The organism is Polaromonas sp. P3_B4 (assembly GCF_056402835.1).
Map to the genome: position 1 here is coordinate 1,262,741 of NZ_JBFUGQ010000001.1, position 19,418 is coordinate 1,282,158.

Here is a 19,418-nt window from a genome sequence, read left to right on the forward strand (position 1 = left end):
AGCCCGTCGTTATACCTTGTTGGCCTGCACCATTTTCATGGCCGAGCTGATGAGCGCACCGACTTCAGTCATGTTGCTGGGCACGACCAATGTCGTTTTGGCGTCCTTCGCCACCTTCGAGTAGGCCTCTACCGCCTGCTGCGCAACCTTGAGCTGCACGGCTTGTTCACCGCCAGGTTGGCGGATGGCAGCGGCCACCAGCTCAATGGCTTTGGCGTTGGCGTCGGCCACAGCCATGATGGCGGCGGCTTCGCCCTGGGCGTTGTTGATGGCGGCCAGCTTTTCCCCTTCGGAGCGGGCAATGAATGCCTCGCGCTCACCGGTGGCAATATTGATCTGCTCCTGGCGGCGGCCTTCAGAGGCGGCGATCAGCGCGCGTTTTTCCCGCTCGGCAGTGATTTGCGACTGCATGGCGTGCAGGATTTCCTTGGGCGGCGTCAAATCCTTGATTTCATAGCGCAGCACCTTTACGCCCCAGTTCAGGGCGGCTTCGTCAATGGCGGCAACGACCTGCGCATTGATGATGTCGCGCTCTTCAAAGGTTTTGTCGAGCTCCAGTTTGCCGATCACCGAGCGGAGCGAGGTTTGGGCCAGTTGTGTGACGGCCACGATGTAGTTGGATGAGCCGTAGCTGGCCCGCATCGGGTCCGTGACCTGGAAATACAGGATGCCGTCGACCTGCAGCTGCGTGTTGTCGCGGGTAATACAAACCTGGCTGGGGACGTCGAGCGGGATTTCTTTCAGGCTGTGCTTGTAGGCGACGCGGTCGACAAAGGGAATCAGCCAGTTCAGGCCGGGGGTCAATGTGCCCGCGTATTTTCCGAGGCGCTCCTTCACCCAGGCGTTTTGCTGGGGTACGACCTTGATGGCGCGGATGACGAAGATCATCGCGACGATAAAAATGACCAGTGCTACATAAGACGACATGCTGACTCCCTCAGGTTTTTTCTACGATTAATTTGCTGCCAATGACTTCCCGGATGCGGTGGGTTCCAGCAGAAGGTGTTCCGCCTTCCGCCTGAACCACAGCCCATTGCGCGCCGCGGTAGCGGACCTGCGCCGTGCCGTCCGCCTGCCAGGCGTCCACCTGCACGGTTTCGCCGACATCCATGTTGACGTCCGGGTTGGTGCTTGCCGGCAGCTCCCTGGGCCCGCGGCTGCGAACAAGGTGGCAAATGCTCACGGTGGCCGAGCCCACGACGGCCGCTGCAATAAGCTGCATGGACGTCGAGGCGCCCAAATGCGCGGCAATGGCCGCCGCTGCAATGCCCAAAGCCACCATCAGCAGGTAAAACGTTCCCGTGGCCAGCTCCACCGCCACTGCGGCCCCCGCCAGCAGCCACCAAATAGTCGATTCACTCATGCATCCTCCTTTTGTCGGTCATCCGCTACATTTTGGGGCAATTAGACCCCAAGACAAGCGTAGCGCAACAATATGTCCTTACACTTCGCTGCTTGGAAAAAGCTTCCTCTCACCGCCCGGGCTCAACCTGTCTATGCCCTCTGAGCGTTTCCCATGCCCTCCGACAGGTTCAGGGCGACCATGAACTCCAGCCCAAGCCATGAAATTCCGTTTTCCCATTGTCATCATTGACGAAGACTTCCGCTCCGAAAACACTTCCGGACTGGGTATTCGAGCGCTGGCCCAGGCCATTGAAACCGAGGGCTTCGAGGTCCTGGGGGTGACCAGTTACGGTGACCTCTCGCAGTTCGCCCAGCAGCAAAGCCGGGCTAGCGCCTTCATTTTGTCGATTGATGACGAAGAGTTTTCGCCGGGCCCCGACCTCGACCCGGCCGTGCTCAACCTGCGCACCTTTATCGAGGAAGTACGCCGCAAGAACCTGGATGTGCCGATTTACGTCTATGGCGAGACCAAGACCTCGCGCCACATCCCCAACGACATCCTGCGTGAACTGCACGGCTTCATCCACATGTTTGAGGACACGCCCGAGTTCGTGGCGCGCCACATCCTGCGGGAGGCCAAGAGCTACCTGGAAGGCGTGCAGCCGCCGTTTTTCAAGGCACTGCTCGACTATGCCGAAGACGGTTCCTATTCCTGGCACTGCCCGGGCCACTCGGGCGGCGTTGCTTTCCTGAAAAGCCCGGTCGGCCAGATGTTCCACCAGTTTTTTGGCGAGAACATGCTGCGCGCCGACGTCTGCAACGCGGTGGAAGAGCTAGGCCAGTTGCTGGACCACGACGGCGCGATCGGCGCCAGCGAGCGCAATGCCGCGCGCATCTTCAATGCCGACCACTGTTTCTTCGTGACCAACGGCACCTCGACCAGCAACAAGATGGTGTGGCACCACACAGTGGCGCCCGGTGACGTGGTGGTCGTTGACCGCAATTGCCACAAGTCCATCCTGCATTCCATCATCATGACGGGTGCGATTCCGGTGTTCCTGAAGCCGACGCGCAATCATTTCGGCATCATCGGGCCGATTCCGCAGAGCGAGTTTGAACCGGAAGCCATCCGCGCCAAGATCGACGCCAATCCGTTGCTCAAGGGTGTGGACAGCAGCAAGGTCAAGCCGCGTGTGCTGACGCTGACGCAGTCCACCTACGACGGCGTGCTCTACAACACCGAAACCATCAAGGGCATGCTGGACGGCTACATCGACAACCTGCACTTTGACGAGGCCTGGCTGCCGCACGCCGCCTTCCACCCCTTCTACGGCAGCTATCACGCCATGGGCAAGAGCCGCGTGCGGCCAAAAAATGCGGTGGTGTACGCCACGCAGTCCATCCACAAGCTGCTGGCCGGCATCAGCCAGGCCAGTCACGTGCTGGTGCAGGATTCGCAGAACACCAAACTCGACAGGCACCTCTTCAACGAGGCCTACCTGATGCATACGTCCACCTCGCCGCAATACAGCATCATCGCCAGCTGCGACGTGGCCGCCGCCATGATGGAGCCACCCGGCGGCACGGCACTGGTTGAGGAAAGCATTGCCGAGGCGCTGGACTTCCGCCGCGCCATGCGCAAGATCGACGAGGAATACGGCACCGACTGGTGGTTCAAGGTCTGGGGGCCGGACAAGCTGGTCGAAGAGGGCATCGGCGAGTCGCAGGACTGGATCATCAAGGGTGAATCCCGCAGTGCCAAGACGGCCAAAAACGGCGCCAACAACTGGCACGGCTTTGGCCAGATGGCCACCGGTTTCAACATGCTGGACCCGATCAAGTCCACCATCGTCACGCCCGGCCTTGACCTGAACGGCAAGTTTGCCAAAACCGGCATCCCGGCCAGCATCGTGACCAAATTTCTGGCCGAGCACGGCGTGATCGTCGAGAAGACCGGCCTCTACAGCTTCTTCATCATGTTCACCATCGGCATCACCAAGGGCCGCTGGAACACGCTGCTGACGGCGCTGCAGCAGTTCAAGGACGACTACGACAAGAACCAGCCGATGTGGCGGATCCTTCCGGAGTTCTGCCAGAAGTACCCCAAATACGAGCGCATGGGCCTGGCCGACCTGTGCCAGCATATCCATACGCTGTATGCCAAGTACGACATCGCTCGCCTGACCACAGAGGTCTATCTGAGCGACCTGGCCCCCGCCATGAAACCCAGCGACGCCTACGCCCACATTGCCCATCGCACGACGGAACGGGTTGAAATCGACCACCTGGAAGGCCGCATCACCGTGGGCCTGGTCACGCCGTACCCGCCGGGCATTCCGCTCCTGATACCGGGCGAGGTGTTCAACCGGAAAATCGTGGACTACCTGAAGTTCTCGCGCGAGTTCAACGCCCAGTGCCCAGGCTTTGAAACAGACATCCACGGCCTTGTGGAACAGGTGGATGCCAAGGGCAAGACGCGCTACTACGCGGATTGCGTCAAACGCTAGGCAGGAATAAACGGGTACTTTCGTTTGCTATAGTCCCTCCCATATTTATTGGGAGGCGGCATGTTCAAGACGATTCTCTTCGGAGTGCTCGGCGTCATCGTCGGCGCAGTGTTCCTGCGCGTGCAGGCCAGCGGAGACAGCGAGTTGCGGCTCCTTATGGCCAGCGGCAAGACGGCGGTGGTCGAGCCGATCAAGGAGTACAAGAGTTTTTCCCGCAGCGGCCAAACCATCTACACGGCAGAGCTCAAATTCCGCACCGAAGCCGGGCAACCCATGGTGATCAAGCGCTCGTTCCCTGAGGCCGTGCTGAAGGATTTCGCGGCGGGCAAGCCGGTGAGCATCTACTACATGCCAAATAACCCGAGCCAGGTGGGGTTTGCGCAGGAAGCCGGCGGATCATCCTTCCTCAAGTGGGTGGGCTGGTTCTTCGTCATCGCCAGCCTGGGCTACACAGGCCTCGGCCTGCTGGCGAGCCAGAAAAAATAAGGCCGCCTCCCCGGAGCGTTTGCTATATTTTTTGTAGCTGGGGGCGCATGACTAGGGGGCGCCACAGGCCATTTTTCCCACCAGGTGCGTTGGGCGCAAGGCCGACTCACGTTGGTTGCCGGCGGCGCGCCGGCTTGCAGGCCCACCTTTAAAGCCGCTGGTCTTCCCGTACCCGCATGAAGCTGGCAAACCGGGGCAGGCCACTGTCATTGAGTCCGCGAAAGCGGTAGGTGACGGTGCTGCCGACGGGCGGTGGATTCTGGCGCTGCTCATCGTTGAGCCCGGTGCCCAGCTTGAAGCGCCGCCCTGGTTTGCCGTCGGCACCGGGCATTTCCACCAGCAGCGCGCCCAGCATGCCGGCGTACTTTCCCTTGCCGGGAACATGCGCCACCACGCGGGCTTCGGTGTCTTCGTGGGTCTTGACCTTGAGCAGGTCGTCGTTGCGTGCGCTTTTGTAGAAAGACGCGCCGCGGTGCAGCATCAGGCCTTCGCCGCCGCGCTTCACGGTGGTGGCCAGTAACGCCTGCAAGGCGGCGTGGCTTGCCACCTTCGATTGCGCCACGGCCTGCACCCAGGGCTGGTCGATGCGGCTCACCACGCCATTGAGGGCCGGGATCCGCTCGCTGAACGGGCCGCCTTGCGCGGGCAAATCAAACACCATGAAGCGCATGGCCCGCCAGGCAGCGTCGTCCGGGGTTTGCTGGCGCACGGTAGACACCGCCCTGGCAAACTGGCCACGGCCCGCCCACAGCTCGCCGTCCAGGGGTGTTTTGGGCCAGCCTGCGGTAAACCAGGCCGGCGCGGCGATGCGTTCACCCCCGCGCGTGAGCAGCTGTTCTCCGTCCCAGTAGCCGCGCACGCCGTCGAATTTTTCGCTGACCCAATAATCCTGAAGGGAGACGCCGGGTTGGTACACCTTGGCGAGCATCAGCGGCGGCGCTTGCGCAGCTGCGGATGCCGAAAGCACCGGAAGCGCTGGTGCCAGCAAGCCGGCGAGTGCCAGCAGCCAGTGAAGCGTTTTGAGGCGAAAAAAGACCGTGTTGGCCCGCTCGCCGGAGCGGGTGATGTGTTGCCGCATGGGCCTCCCTGTTTTTTCTTGACTTATAACTGTATGAATGTACAGTTTATAGTTCAAATTTGCGCGGTGCAAGCGTTCTGTGGGCGCCTGTGTTGCCCGCGCAACCCCGTCAACCATGAAGGCTGCAATGGCCATGAGAGGAATCAACTTATGACAGAAAAAAAGACTTCCAGAGGGAGTTGCCATTGTGGAAAAGTCGCGTTTGAGGTCGACGGCCAGCCGAGCAGCGCCCTGGCCTGCAACTGCTCCATCTGCCAGCGCAAAGGGGCGCTGCTGTGGTTTGTGCCGCATGACCAGCTCCGTTTGCTGACCCCCGACGAAAATGCCAGCAACTATCAGTTCAACAAGCATGTGATCAGCCACCGTTTTTGTCCCACCTGTGGCATTCATCCCTATGGCGAAGGAACGGACCCGGCCGGTAATCGCATTGCAGCTATCAACGTCCGCTGCCTCGAGGGAATCGATCTGGACACCATCAAGGTGACGAATTTCGATGGGCGCTCTTCCTAGTTCTTCCTAGCTCTTCCTGGAACCCCCGGATCCTGTATTCCCGGACCCTGGCGGACGCAATAATCTGCCACTTCGCCCGTACCCCTGGGGCCGGTATTCCCGGCCTGTATTCATTGCTGTTTGATTCCCTTGGGCCAGCCAGCCCGGCATTTTTACCGACACCATGACTTCCAGCGACATTGAAAATATCGAGCGCGCCACCGTGGCGGCTGTCTCGCCCGAGGAGCAGCTTGAAATTGAGGGCTGGCTTCTGCCCTTCGACAGCGGAACGGTCAGCCGGGCCAAAAGTGCCGTGCCCCTGCTGCATCAGCCGCCCGCCGACGGCGTGATCGATCGCATTGAAGGGCTGTACCGTGCGCGCGGCAAGCGGGCGGTCTTCCGGCTGGCCAATGAGGCCTGCTTTGATGCCTTGCGCCGCGAACTGGGCGCGCGTGGCTACACGGCAGGCAAACCGGTGCTGGTGGAAGTGGCGCAGGTCAAGTCCATGCGCGCTGTGTCGGCGCAGGCGCTGGCTGAAACAGCCAACACGCCGGACGAGGCCTGGGCCGCGTTGTTCCTGGCCGAGGGTTTTGATCCTGTGGACGGTGCCAGCCGCGTCAGGTCGCTCGGCCGCGGACGCGATTCAGTGTTTGCCAGCGTGCGCGAAGGCGGCAAGGCCATTGCGGCTGGCGCGGCGGCGTTCAGCCACGGGTGGTCCAGTGTCCACGGCATGCGAACCGACCCGGCACATCGCGGCAAGGGGTTGGCAGGCCGGGTACTGGCCGCGATGGCCGAAGCGGCCATGCAGCGGGGCATTGAGCGTGTATTCCTGCAGGTGGAAGAAGGCAATGCCGCGGCGCGGGCGCTTTACCGGCGGGCGGGCTTTGAAACGGTCTGGCGCTATGACTACTGGACCCAGGGCTGAACCTTGATCCAGACGCGGTGCGGAATTGGGTGTGTGCGGGATACTGGATGCGGCAAGGCGCTATGATTTTTATAGCTGCTCGCGCTGGCGGCTATTAGGCTAGAGCCTGCTTTATTGTTATTTTCAGGCCTGATTTGATCGAATTTGGCTGTCTTGCTGCCCCGTCTTGCCTCAAAAAAACGGCTTTGCAGCACCTGGAAGCCGTCTTTCGTGCACATATTTGGCCTCCAGACCAATAGGGTCATGCGCGAGCAGCTATCTATTTCATAGCGCGCCATGCGAGACAAGAGTGCAACTTGCCGCATGTGCGCGCCGCCCGGCAAGCCAGCCGGGCGCGAAAGCCTTCAGGCTTCGGCTGCCGGCTCGGCAATACCGCCGACCACGTGGCTGAAGCCGCCGTCCACATAGGTGATCTCGGCGCTCACGCCTGCGGCCAGGTCGCTCAACAAAAAGGCGGCGACGTTGCCGACGTCTTCAATCGTCACATTGCGGCGGATTGGCGAGGCTTCGGCAACCACGCTCAAAATCTTGCCGAAGCCCTTGATGCCGCTGGCAGCCAGGGTTTTGATCGGGCCGGCGCTGATGCCGTTGACGCGCATGCCCTTGGGGCCCAGCGATTCGGCCAGGTAGCGCACCGAGGCTTCCAGGCTGGCTTTGGCCAGGCCCATGGTGTTGTAGTTGGGCACGGTGCGCACGGCGCCCAGGTAGGTCAGCGTGAGCAGTGCGGACTTTTTGTTGAGGTAGGGCAGGGCCGCCTTGGCCATCGCCGGGAAGCTGTAGGCGCTGATGTCGTGGGCGATCTTGAAGCCCTCGCGCGACAGGCCTTCCAGGAAGTCGCCGGCGATCGCCTCGCGCGGCGCAAAGCCGATGCTGTGCACAAAGCCGTCAAACGTCGGCCAGGTTTTGGAGAGGTCGGCAAACATCTTGTCGATCTGTGCGTCGTCGCCCACGTCGCAGTCAAAAATCAGCTTGGAGTCAAAGTCGGCAGCAAACTCGGTGATGCGGTCCTTGAAGCGCTCGCCGACATAGCCGAAAGCCAGCTCGGCGCCCTGGGCATGGCAGGCCTTGGCGATGCCGTAGGCGATGGACCGGTTCGAGAGGACCCCCGTGATCAACAGTTTTTTGCCAGTGAGGAATCCGGTGTTGGTGGCCATGCAGGTGCTCCAGAGTAGGTAGTTCGCGGGGGAAGGGGGGGCAAGGGACAAGGGCGCAACGTCTGCGCGCCGGAATCTTGCCAGCTTAAGTAGTGCAGAATTGTCGCATGCGAAGTTTGCTGGTTTGGGTCCTGCTGGGTCTTTCATCACCGTCATGGGCCGCGCACGGCTATGCGCTCTGGGGAGATCTCAAGTACCCCGCGGGGTTTTCCCACTTCGACTATGTCAACCCGGCAGCACCCAAAGGCGGGGACCTGCGCCTGGTCAGCAACCTGCGTTACTCAACCTTCGACAAATACAACCCCTTCACGATCAAAGGCTCGGCGCCGGCCTATTTGTCGAGCTTCATGTTCGACACGCTGCTGACGGGGGCGATGGACGAAACCGCCTCAGGCTACGGGCTGCTGGCCGAAGACGTCGAGGTGTCGGCTGACGGGCTCACGGCCACCTTCCGCCTGCGCAAGGAAGCGCGCTTTCACAACGGCGACCCGGTGCTGGCGGCCGACGTCAAATACAGTTTTGACACCCTGATGGGCCCGCATACCTCGCCGTCCTACAAGACCGTGTTCGAAGACGTCGCAGCCTGCGAGGTGGTGGACGAGCGGACGGTGCGCTTTCGTTTCAGGAAGCCGAACCGCGAACTGCCGTTGAAAGTGGGCGGCATGGCGGTGTTCAGCCGCAAGTGGGGCATGGACGCCACCGGTAAGGCCAAGCCCTTCAATGAGGTCGTGACCGACATCCCCATTGGCAGCGGGCCTTACCGCATCGGCCCGGTGATCTTCGGCAAAGACATCAGCTATGTACGCGACAAGACCTACTGGGGTGAGAAGCTCAATGTGCGGGTAGGCACCGAGAATTTCGACACCGTCACCGTCAAGATTTACAAGGACAACACTGCCAGGCTTGAGGCGCTCAAGGCCGGCGAGTTCGACATCATGCGGTTCTTCTCGGCCGGCGACTGGGCGCGGCGCCTGACGGGCAAACGTTTTGACAACGGTGAACTCGTCAAGGGGGAATTCAAGCACAGCCTGCCCACGGGTTTCCAGAGCTATGTGCTCAATACCCGGCGTGAAAAGCTCAAGGACCCGCGCGTGCGGGAAGCTCTGGGACTGGCGATCGACTACGAGTGGATGAACCGCCAGTTGTTTTACAACGCCTACCAGCGCGTGACCGGCTTGTTCGGAAACACCGATTGCCAGGCCACCGGACTGCCGAAGCCCGAAGAGCTGGCTTTGATGGAACCCTGGCGCAAGGACATCCCCACAGCGGCATTCGGCACCATGTACGTGCCGGCGCGTACTGACGGCGACTCCTCGCTGCGCGCCAATTTGCGCCGTGCCCAGGTGCTCCTGAAGGAAGCCGGCTGGGAGGTTCGGGACGGCAAGCTGCGCAACGCCAAAGGCGAGGCTATGGTGCTGGAATACCTGGATAGCAACGAGGGCGGTGTGCGCACGATTTCGCCCTGGATACGCGCCCTCGAAAAGCTCGGCATCCAGCTCAACTTCCGGCAGGTCGACTTCGCGCTCTACCAGCAGCGCCTCGATAAATTCGAGTTCGACATCATCTCCATCGCCTACGGTGGCACCAACAACCCGGGTCAGGAGTTCGCCGACATGTTCGGTAGCAAGGCCGCCGCCACTGAGGAGTCGGGTAACTTCAGCGGAGCCGCCAATCCCGCGATTGATGCCATGATCACCAAAATGACCAGCGCCAAAACCAAGGCCGAGTTGTTGCCCGCCTGCCGTGCATTGGAACGCATCGTGGCGCACAGCCACTACCTGCTGCCGGAATGGACGGCCGGCACCCATCGCGTGGTCTATAACGCACGCCGCCTTGCCATGCCGGGCCAGATGCCACCCTATGCGCCAGGCGAGACCTGGATCATCGATACCTGGTGGGCCAAGCAATGAATACCCCCGTCGAGCAAATTGAACACCCCCGTCGGACGCTCGCTTCGCGTAGCGCCTTCCCCCCTTGTAGGGGGCGGCGCTTGCGGCCTGGCGAAGCCAGTTCCGCTGCGCCTGCTGGATTTGAGAGGGGCTGATCGACCATGTTTGCCTACATTCTCAAACGCTGTCTTTTGATGATCCCGACTTTGTTCGGGGTGTTGCTGATCACCTTTGTGGTGACGCAGTTCGTGCCGGGCGGGCCGGTGGAGCAATACATGGCCGAGGCCAAGGCCGGCCCCAGCGGTGGAGGCGGCGCCGAGGGTGGCGGCCTGAGCTACCGGGGTGGGCAGGGCGTCGACCCGAAACGCGTCGAGCAGATCAAGGCGCTCTATGGTTTCGACAAGCCGGCGCCCGAGCGCTTTTACCTGATGCTCAAGCAGTTTTTGAGCTTTGACCTTGGCAGAAGCTTCTTCCACAACAAGGAGGTCTGGCAACTGGTCAAGGAAAAGCTCCCGGTTTCCATCAGCCTGGGTTTGTGGACCTTTTTCATCAGCTACCTGGTGGCTGTGCCACTGGGCGTCGCCAAGGCGGTGCGTGCCGGCTCGCGTTTCGATTTCGTCACAACATTGCTGGTGCTGACCGGCTATGCCATTCCCGGCTTTGTGCTGGGTGTCGCGCTGCTGGTGATCTTCGGCGGCCAGTTGCAGTGGTTTCCGTTGCGCGGCCTGACCTCGCCCAATTGGGAGACTTTGAGCTGGGGTGCGCGCATCACCGATTACCTCTGGCATATCACCTTGCCGGTCACGGCCATGGTGCTGGGCAGCTTCGCAGTTACGGCCATGCTGACCAAGAACTCCTTCCTGGAGGAAATCCGCAAGCAATACGTGCTGACGGCCCGCGCCAAGGGCCTGGGTGAGCGCCAGGTGCTGTGGAAGCATATTTTCCGCAATGCGCTGATCCCCCTCATCACCGGCTTCCCGGCGGCCTTTATCAGCTCGTTCTACACCGGTGCGCTGCTGATCGAAACCCTGTTCTCGCTGGATGGCATGGGGCTGCTCAGCTATGAAAGCATCATCCGGCGCGACTACCCGGTGGTGTTGGGCACGCTCTACTTATTTACCTTGATCGGCTTGTTCACCAAGCTGATTTCCGATTTGTCTTATGTCTGGGTGGATCCGCGTGTACGGTTCGATTAACCCCCCTGAAGCCACCTCCGGCGGCCTTCCCCCCGAGGGGACGCCTCCTGCGGACGGGCAAAGCCCGGTCCGCGGCGACGCTGTACAAGAAAAGTACGTTTCCAACTCGCCCGCGCGGCGTGCGTGGAGGCGGTTCCGGCGCAACAAGCTGGGGTTTTACAGCCTGGTGGTGTTTTGCACGCTGGTGGTGCTGAGCCTGTTTGCCGAGCTGGTGTCGAACGACCGGCCGCTGCTGGTGCGTTATGAAGGCGGTTATTACTTCCCCATGGTGAAGGACTACAGCGAAAAAACCTTTGGCGGTGATTTCGACACGACCACGGATTACCTCGATCCTTATATTCAGGAACGGCTGGCGCGTGGCAGCAACTTCGCGCTGTACACGCTCAACCCCTATGGGCCCAACACACTCAATTATTTTGCGAAAGAGCCCAACCCCTCGAAGCCGACGCGCGCCAACCTGCTGGGCACCGACGACCGGGGCCGCGACCTGCTCGCCCAGCTGATTTACGGCTTTCGGGTCAGCGTATTGTTTGCGCTGGCGCTGACGGTCACCGGTGTGCTGCTCGGCATGCTGACGGGGGCGCTACAGGGCTATTTCGGTGGCAAGACCGATTTGTTGTTCCAGCGTTTCATCGAAATCTGGGGCTCCGTGCCGGAGCTCTATCTGCTGATCATCTTCAGCGCCGTTTTCGCGCCCAGTGTGGCGCTGTTGCTGATCCTGCTCAGCCTGTTCGGATGGATGGGGTTGTCAGACTATGTGCGCGCCGAGTTCCTGCGCAACCGGCAGATGGACTACGTGCGCGCCGCGCGTGCGCTGGGCGTCGGTAACCTGAGCATCATCTGGCGCCACATCCTGCCCAACAGCCTGACGCCTGTGGTGACTTTCCTGCCGTTTCGCATGAGCGGCGCGATTCTGGCGCTGACTTCGCTGGACTTCCTGGGGCTGGGGGTGCCGCCGGGCACGCCTTCGCTCGGTGAATTGCTGTCGCAAGGCAAGAACAGCATCGATGCGTGGTGGATATCGCTGTCTACCTTCGCGGTGCTGGTGATCACGCTGCTGCTCCTCACTTTCATGGGCGACGCCTTGCGCGATGCCCTGGATCCCAGGAAGGCCGACTGATGACACCACCGCTCCTTGATGTCAAAAACCTGCAGATTTCATTCGCAGGAAAATCCGTTGTCCACGGCATCGATTTTTCCATCGCACCTGGCGAAAAGCTTGCGCTGGTGGGCGAATCGGGTTCGGGCAAGACGGTGACGGCGCTGAGCCTGCTACGGCTGGCGCAAAACGCCGTGGTCGGTGGCAAGGCTGTTTTTACCGGCATCGATGCGGCAGATCGGGCTGCCAGCGGTGCGCCGCCCAGGGCGCCCGTGGATTTGCTGTCCTTGCCGGAACAGTCCTTGCGGGGGATTCGCGGCCGTGACATCGCCATGATCTTTCAGGAGCCCATGACAGCACTGAACCCCCTGTTCAGCGTTGGCAACCAGATTGCCGAAGTTCTTCAGCTAAAACAGGGTTTGACCCCCGCAGAATGTGCGCAAGAAGCTATCAAATTGCTAGCAGATACGGGCATCACCGAGCCTGAGAGACGCGCAAACTCTTTCCCGCACCAGCTTTCGGGCGGCCAGCGGCAGCGGGCCATGATTGCCATGGCGCTGGCTTGCCAGCCCAGATTGCTGCTGGCCGACGAACCCACCACGGCGCTGGACGTCACCCTGCGCGGCCAGATCCTGGACCTGCTCGGCGAGCTGCAGCAGCGCAACGGCATGGCGGTGCTGATGATCACCCACGACCTGAACCTCGTGCGCAAGTTTGCCGACCGCGTGGCGGTGATGGAAAACGGCCACATCGTGGAGCAGGGCGCCGTGGCGGAGGTTTTCGCCCGGCCCCAGCACCCCTACACGCGCAAACTGATCGACAGCAAGCCCCAGCGGGACGGGCTGGCGGCCGGCACCGGCGCGCAAGCGGGCGCGGCGCCGGCCATGCGCGCGGAAAGCCTGCGTGTGGGGTATCCGGTCTCCATTCCAGGCATACGCGGATGGTTTAAAAAAGCCGAATTTGTGGCGGTCAAAGACGCCAGCTTTCATATCCCCCCGGGCAAAACGCTGGGCGTGATCGGTGAGTCGGGATCCGGAAAATCCACCCTGGCGCTGGCCAGCCTGGGCTTGCTGCCTTTTTCAGGGCAGCTGCAGGCGGCGGGCCAGGCCTGGAGCCGGGATGCGGCACGCAACAAAGCCATCCGCCGCGCCGTTCAGGTGGTGTTTCAGGACCCGTTTTCTTCCCTGTCACCCCGCATGACCGTTGAAGCCATTGTGGAGGAGGGCCTGACGGTGCATGAGCCCAAGCTGGCTCCGGCCGGGCGGCGCGAACGGGCGCTGCAGGCCTTGGCCGATGTCGGTATGACCGAGGCCCAGTTTCCGGGTTTGCTACAACGCTATCCACACGAATTTTCAGGCGGGCAGCGCCAGCGGCTGGCCATTGCGCGCGCGCTGATCGTCAACCCCAGCCTGCTGGTACTGGATGAGCCCACCAGCGCGCTGGACGTGACCATCCAGAAACAGGTGCTGGGACTGCTGCAAAGACTGCAGCGCGAGCGTGGCCTGAGTTATTTGCTGATCACGCATGACGTCGACGTGATCCGCGCCATGGCCCACGAGGTCATGGTGATGAAGGACGGCGACGTGCTGGAGTCAGGCTCACTGAGCGAAGTGCTGGATACGCCGCGGCATCCATATACACGGGTTCTGGTCACTGCGGCTTGAACGTTGTGCATCTCCACGGCCCGGTAGAGATCACAAAAAATCTTCATAAATTACTTTAACTAAATTAAAAACTCATATGATTTAATTGATTTTATTGGATTCATAAATCTTTTTCAAGGAAGCGTGAGGAGGAGGTGTCATTTGGACTTTCACGCAGCGATGCATCCGTTTTCACTCTGCTTCTTTCTAGTGGTGACGCCGGAATGGTTAACCGAAAGGAATGTGCCCTAGCCCGCCCATCAGGCCTGTTCCAATGAGCAGGGCGGGGGCGTAACCAGAAGGATTTACATCGGCGATGCAGGCGTTCTCTAGTGCGTCAGGCACGGAAATTGTTTGCATCGAAGAGCGCAGCACGTTACAATAAGAGCTTCACGACCAAATGGGCGGGTTTTCACCGCCCATTTTTTTTGGGCGTTTGTTTTTGAACATACGGATTTAGAGCGGGTTTAAGAGACTGAATGGCATTGCAAGAGACGATTGAGCAAACTGTGACAGGGCTGGGCTACGAGCTGGTCGAGATCGAACGCACCGGCGGTGGTTTGCTGCGCGTCACGATCGACATGCCCTACGTCAAGGGTGCCGAACAGTTCATCAATGCCGAGGACTGCGAAAAAGTCACCCGCCAGCTCCAGTTTGTCCTGGAAGTCGAAGGCGCCGAATATGCGCGGCTGGAAGTCAGTTCCCCCGGCATCGACAGGCCCTTGCGCAACGAAAAAGATTTTGAGCGTTTTGCCGGTGAGTTGATCGACATCACCCTCAAGGCTCCCATTGGCGTGGCTGCCAGCGCCGGTTCTACCGTCGCGGCCAGCCGCAAGAAGTTTCGCGGCACGCTCGAGCGTGTCGTGGCCGCGGACGGCGTGGCAGGCTGGCAGATCGTGTGGAGCGACGAGCCGGCCGTCAAACCCGGCCAGAAGGTCAGTAAGAAGAAGGTTCCCGCACCGCTGCAGGCGTTGGGTTTTACCCTCGATGAGATTCAACAGGCGCGCCTCGCGCCCGTGGTTGATTTCAAGGGGCGTAAACCCAAAATAACGCCTGGTGCCGAGCCCTCCGCAGAGAATTAATTTCAAGAAATGAAGAAAGGCAGGCTTGTGAAATGAATCGCGAACTGTTGATGTTGGTTGATGCCATCTCGCGTGAAAAGAATGTGGAACGTGACGTCGTTTTTGGCGCCGTCGAGCTCGCGCTCGCCTCGGCCACCAAGAAGGTCTACGAAGGCGAAGTGGACATCCGCGTAGCCGTCGACCGTGACAGCGGCAATTACGAAACCTTCCGCCGCTGGCTGGTGGTGCCTGACGAAGCCGGCTTGCAGAACCCTGAAGCCGAAGAGCTGGTCAGCGACGCACGCGACGAAATCGCCGACATCGAAGAAGGCGACTACATCGAAAAGCCGGTGGAAAGCCTGCCGATCGGCCGTATTGGCGCGCAAGCGGCCAAGCAGGTCATTCTGCAGAAAATCCGCGACGCCGAGCGCGAAATGCTTCTCAACGACTTCATGTCGCGCGGCGACAAGATTTTTGTCGGCACCGTCAAACGCATGGACAAGGGCGACATCATCGTCGAATCCGGCCGTGTGGAAGGCCGCCTGCGCCGTTCCGACATGATCCCGAAGGAAAATCTGCGCTCCGGCGACCGCGTTCGCGCCATGATCATGGAAGTGGACACGACCTTGCGCGGCGCGCCCATCATCCTCTCGCGCACCGCGCCCGAGTACATGATCGAGCTGTTCCGCCAGGAAGTCCCTGAAATCGAACAAGGCCTGCTGGAGATCAAATCCTGCGCCCGTGACCCCGGTTCCCGCGCCAAGATCGCCGTGCTGTCGCATGACAAGCGTGTCGACCCGATCGGCACCTGCGTCGGCGTTCGCGGCACCCGCGTCAACGGCGTGACCAACGAACTCGCCGGCGAGCGCGTGGACATCGTGCTGTGGAGCGAAGACCCGGCCCAGTTCGTGATTGGTGCATTGGCCCCGGCCAACGTGTCGTCCATCGTGGTCGACGAAGAGCGTCACGCCATGGATGTCGTCGTCGACGAAGAAAACCTGGCGATTTCGATCGGCCGCGGCGGCCAGAACGTGCGCCTTGCCGCCGAGCTGACCGGCTGGAAGATCAACATCATGACGGCCGATGAGTCTGCGCAAAAGCAGGCCACCGAGACCGATTCCAGCCGCAAGCTGTTCATGGAAAAGCTCGACGTGGACGAGGAAATCGCCGACATCCTGATCTCCGAAGGCTTCACCAGTCTCGAAGAAGTGGCCTATGTGCCGCTGCAGGAAATGCTGGAGATCGAGTCCTTCGACGAAGACACCGTCAATGAGCTGCGCACGCGCGCCAAAGATGCGCTCTTGACGATGGAAATCGCCAAGGAAGAAAATGCCGAAGGCGTGTCGCAGAACCTGCGCGACGTCGAAGGCCTCACGCCAGAGCTGATCGCCAAACTGACAGAAGCGGGTATCCATACCCGCGACGACCTGGCCGATCTGGCCGTGGACGAACTTACCGATATCACCGGCCAGTCTTCGGACGAAGCCAAAGCCCTGATCATGACCGCACGCGCCCATTGGTTTACCGATGAACCCGCTGCCGCTGACACCCCTGCACCTGCAGCGGCCCAAGAGCAATGATCATGGAGGCCAGCAGGAAAAAAACATATGTCCAGTACCACTACCGTCGCTGAATTCGCAGCTGAACTCAATAAATCTCCCGCCACCCTGATCGAGCAATTGACCAGCGCGGGTGTCGCCAAGGCGCAAGCCAGCGACCCCTTGTCCGAAGCGGACAAGCAGAAGCTTCTCGGCTATCTGCAGGCCAGCCATGGCACCGTCACGGCCGAGCGCAAGAAGATCACCCTGGTGAAAAAATCCACCAGCGAGATCAAGCAGGCCGATGCCACCGGCAAGGCACGCACCATCCAGGTGGAAGTGCGTAAAAAGCGTACCTTTATCAAGCGTGACGACGGCTCCGACCAGCCTGCGGAAGAAGTGCAGCCTGAAGTGGCCGCTCCGCCGGCACCTCCCGTCATTGACGATGCCGAGCTGATTCGCCGCGAAGAAGAAGCCAGCCGCCACGCAGAACTGCTGCGCCGCCAGGAGCAGGAGCTTGCTGAAAAACGCCGTCTTCGCGAAGAGCAGGACGCCAAGGATGCTGCGCGCGAGCAGGAGCGCCTGGCCGCCGAGCAAACCGCCCAGGCGGCCGCCGCGGCTGCCGAGGCTGTGGTCAAAAAGGCCAAGCCGGCCGGAAAAGCCAAGGACGCTGCACCGGTAACGGCCGAAGCCACCAAGGCCGCTGAAACCGCTGCGGCCGTACAGGCCACGAAGGCTGCCGATGCCGCGGCTGCCGCTGCAACTGCCAAGGCCAAAGCCACCGCCGAATTCCAGGCCGACGCGGCGAAGGCGCAAGAGCTCCAGGACCGCCGCCGCAAGGCTGAAGCAGAAGCTGCCGGCATTCGCGCCATGATGTCCGCGCCCAAGCGCGTTCTGGTGCCCCACGTCGATCCCAAAGCCGCCATCAAGGGCACGCTGCACAAGCCGGCCGGCGCGCCGGGTGCCGCGGCCAAACCGGGTGCGCCGGCCGCTGCGGGTGCCCCTGGTGCCGCTGGCAAGAAGGAAGTCAAGTCGGAGAACCTGTCTTCGACATGGAAGGACGACGCCGCCAAGAAGAAGGGCATTCCAAGCCGTGGCGCACCCGTTGTGCCCGGCCGTGGCAATTTCCGTGGCGGCCCGCGTGGCCGCCGCAATGACCGTGAAGCACGTCCGGAATCCACCTTCGTGGCTCCGACCGAATTCAAGGTCATTGAAGTGCACGTGCCTGAGACGATCACCGTGGCCGAACTCGCGCACAAGATGAGCGTGAAGTCATCGGAAGTGATCAAGCACCTGATGAAGCTTGGCCAGATGGTCACCATCAACCAGCCGCTGGACCAGGACACCGCCATGATTGTGGTGGAAGAAATGGGCCACAAGGCCGTGACGGCTTCGCTGGACGACCCGGAAGCCTTTGCCGACGAAGACGTGCAAGGCCAGCAGGCCGAGTTGTTGCCGCGTGCGCCGGTTGTGACGGTCATGGGTCACGTCGACCATGGCAAGACCTCACTGCTCGATTACATCCGCCGCGCCAAAGTGGCCTCCGGCGAAGCGGGCGGCATCACCCAGCACATTGGTGCCTATCACGTGGAAACCCCGCGCGGCATGGTGTCCTTCCTGGATACCCCGGGCCACGAGGCGTTTACCGCCATGCGTGCCCGCGGCGCCCAGGCGACCGACATCGTGATTCTGGTGGTGGCGGCCGACGACGGCGTGATGCCGCAGACCAAGGAAGCCATCAAGCATGCCAAGGCGGCCGGTGTTCCCATCGTGGTGGCGATCAACAAGATCGACAAGCCTGGTATCAACATGGAGCGCGTCAAGGGCGAGCTGGTCACCGAAGAAGTGATTCCCGAAGAGTTCGGCGGCGACGTTCCGTTTGTCGGCGTCTCTGCCCATACCGGCGCCGGTGTCGATGCCTTGCTCGAACAGGTGCTGCTGCAGGCAGAAGTGCTTGAACTCAAGGCGCCGGTGGATGCACTGGCCAAGGGCCTGGTGATCGAAGCCCGCCTCGACAAGGGCCGTGGCCCCGTGGCGACCGTGCTGATTCAGGCGGGAACGCTGAAAGCCGGCGACGTGGTGCTGGCCGGTTCGACCTATGGCCGCGTGCGCGCCATGCTGGACGAAAACGGCAAGCCGATCAAAACGGCAGGCCCGTCGATTCCCGTGGAAATTCAGGGTCTGACGGAAGTGCCGCAAGCCGGTGATGAATTCATGGTCATGCTCGACGAGCGCCGTGCCCGTGAGATCTCCACCTACCGTGCCGGCAAGTTCCGCAATACCAAGCTGGCCAAGCAACAGGCCGCCAAGCTGGAGAACATGTTCTCCGATATCGGCGCCGGCGAAGTCAAGATGTTGCCCATCATCATCAAGGCCGATGTGCAAGGCTCGCAGGAAGCGCTGGCCCAGTCGCTGCTGAAGCTTTCGACCGAAGAGGTCAAGGTCCAGCTCGTGTACTCCGGTGTCGGCGGCATTTCCGAGTCCGACGTCAACCTGGCGATCGCCTCCAAGGCCGTGGTGATCGGGTTCAACACCCGCGCCGATGCCCAGGCCCGCAAGCAGGCCGAAAACAACGGCGTGGACATTCGCTACTACAACATCATTTATGACGCTGTGGACGAACTTCGCGCCGCGATGTCGGGCATGCTGACACCGGACAAGAAGGAAGAAGTCATCGGCAATGCCGAGATTCGCCAGGTGTTCAAGGTCAGCAAGATCGGCTCGATCGCCGGCTGTATGGTCACCGCCGGGGTGGTTCGCCGCACCGCGCGCCTGCGCCTTCTGCGCGAGAACGTGGTCGTCTTCACGGGCGAACTCGACTCGCTCAAGCGCTTCAAGGACGACGCCAAGGAAGTCAAGGAAGGCTTCGAGTGCGGTTTGAACATCAAGAACTACAACGATATCCAGGTTGGCGACATTCTGGAATTCTTTGAAATCAGGGAAGTGGCGCGGACACTGGAAGTCTGATCCCGGCTGGCCGGCAGCCCCTGGCTGCCAGCCTTTCCGCAG

Annotated in this window: 15 protein-coding genes; 11 read left to right on the plus strand and 4 right to left on the minus strand. The window is 61.2% G+C overall.

Features of this window, described 5'->3' with window-relative positions:
* Window positions 1-9 precede the first annotated feature (9 nt).
* Window positions 10-927, minus strand: coding sequence for an SPFH domain-containing protein (locus AC1DVV_RS06185; RefSeq protein WP_348045061.1), 918 nt, complete (start codon window positions 925-927; stop codon window positions 10-12).
* Window positions 928-937: 10 nt separating this feature from the next.
* Window positions 938-1,363, minus strand: coding sequence for an NfeD family protein (locus tag AC1DVV_RS06190; RefSeq protein WP_457282752.1), 426 nt, complete (start codon window positions 1,361-1,363; stop codon window positions 938-940).
* 199 nt (window positions 1,364-1,562) lie between these two features.
* Between AC1DVV_RS06190 and AC1DVV_RS06195 the strand changes: the two genes are divergently transcribed.
* On the plus strand, window positions 1,563-3,851 hold the full coding sequence (locus AC1DVV_RS06195; protein ID WP_457282753.1) for an Orn/Lys/Arg family decarboxylase: 2,289 nt from the start codon (window positions 1,563-1,565) through the stop codon (window positions 3,849-3,851).
* A 60-nt stretch (window positions 3,852-3,911) separates the two neighbouring features.
* A complete protein-coding gene (locus AC1DVV_RS06200; RefSeq protein WP_457282754.1) occupies window positions 3,912-4,337 on the plus strand; it encodes a DUF3592 domain-containing protein in 426 nt (141 codons plus the stop codon).
* 148 nt (window positions 4,338-4,485) lie between these two features.
* Here AC1DVV_RS06200 and AC1DVV_RS06205 read toward each other — a convergent pair whose 3' ends face one another.
* Entirely contained in the window at window positions 4,486-5,415 is a 930-nt protein-coding gene (locus tag AC1DVV_RS06205) for a DNA ligase (protein WP_477667336.1), read from the minus strand.
* Window positions 5,416-5,565: 150 nt separating this feature from the next.
* Here AC1DVV_RS06205 and AC1DVV_RS06210 point away from each other — a divergent pair, with 150 nt between their 5' ends.
* Together AC1DVV_RS06210 and AC1DVV_RS06215 are read left to right on the plus strand one after the other, a co-directional pair.
* Entirely contained in the window at window positions 5,566-5,925 is a 360-nt protein-coding gene (locus AC1DVV_RS06210) for a GFA family protein (RefSeq protein WP_477667337.1), read from the plus strand.
* Window positions 5,926-6,088: 163 nt separating this feature from the next.
* Complete coding sequence (locus AC1DVV_RS06215; protein WP_477667338.1) at window positions 6,089-6,829, plus strand: GNAT family N-acetyltransferase; 741 nt, start codon at window positions 6,089-6,091, stop codon at window positions 6,827-6,829.
* 344 nt (window positions 6,830-7,173) lie between these two features.
* On the opposite strand, the gene fabI is transcribed toward AC1DVV_RS06215, so the two are convergent.
* Complete coding sequence (gene fabI / locus AC1DVV_RS06220) at window positions 7,174-7,983, minus strand: enoyl-ACP reductase FabI (RefSeq protein ID WP_457282758.1); 810 nt, start codon at window positions 7,981-7,983, stop codon at window positions 7,174-7,176.
* A 107-nt stretch (window positions 7,984-8,090) separates the two neighbouring features.
* Here fabI and AC1DVV_RS06225 point away from each other — a divergent pair, with 107 nt between their 5' ends.
* The 7 genes from AC1DVV_RS06225 (at window position 8,091) to infB (ending at window position 19,376) form a co-directional block, all read left to right on the plus strand.
* Complete coding sequence (locus AC1DVV_RS06225; protein ID WP_477667339.1) at window positions 8,091-9,893, plus strand: extracellular solute-binding protein; 1,803 nt, start codon at window positions 8,091-8,093, stop codon at window positions 9,891-9,893.
* A gap of 140 nt (window positions 9,894-10,033) precedes the next feature.
* The gene (locus tag AC1DVV_RS06230; RefSeq protein ID WP_457282760.1) at window positions 10,034-11,068 is read left to right on the plus strand and encodes a microcin C ABC transporter permease YejB; all 1,035 of its coding nucleotides are present in this window, start codon (window positions 10,034-10,036) and stop codon (window positions 11,066-11,068) included.
* A complete protein-coding gene (locus AC1DVV_RS06235) occupies window positions 11,034-12,188 on the plus strand; it encodes an ABC transporter permease (RefSeq protein WP_477667340.1) in 1,155 nt (384 codons plus the stop codon). The genes AC1DVV_RS06230 and AC1DVV_RS06235 overlap by 35 nt, the downstream gene beginning before the upstream one ends.
* Window positions 12,188-13,831: an ABC transporter ATP-binding protein gene (locus AC1DVV_RS06240; protein WP_457282762.1), complete on the plus strand. Its 1,644-nt coding sequence runs from the start codon at window positions 12,188-12,190 to the stop codon at window positions 13,829-13,831. The genes AC1DVV_RS06235 and AC1DVV_RS06240 overlap by 1 nt, the downstream gene beginning before the upstream one ends.
* Before the next feature lie 458 nt (window positions 13,832-14,289).
* The gene (gene rimP / locus AC1DVV_RS06245; protein WP_457282763.1) at window positions 14,290-14,892 is read left to right on the plus strand and encodes a ribosome maturation factor RimP; all 603 of its coding nucleotides are present in this window, start codon (window positions 14,290-14,292) and stop codon (window positions 14,890-14,892) included.
* 32 nt (window positions 14,893-14,924) lie between these two features.
* Window positions 14,925-16,451, plus strand: coding sequence for a transcription termination factor NusA (gene nusA / locus AC1DVV_RS06250; RefSeq protein ID WP_457282764.1), 1,527 nt, complete (start codon window positions 14,925-14,927; stop codon window positions 16,449-16,451).
* A gap of 27 nt (window positions 16,452-16,478) precedes the next feature.
* On the plus strand, window positions 16,479-19,376 hold the full coding sequence (gene infB / locus AC1DVV_RS06255; protein ID WP_477649399.1) for a translation initiation factor IF-2: 2,898 nt from the start codon (window positions 16,479-16,481) through the stop codon (window positions 19,374-19,376).
* Window positions 19,377-19,418: the final 42 nt, after the last annotated feature.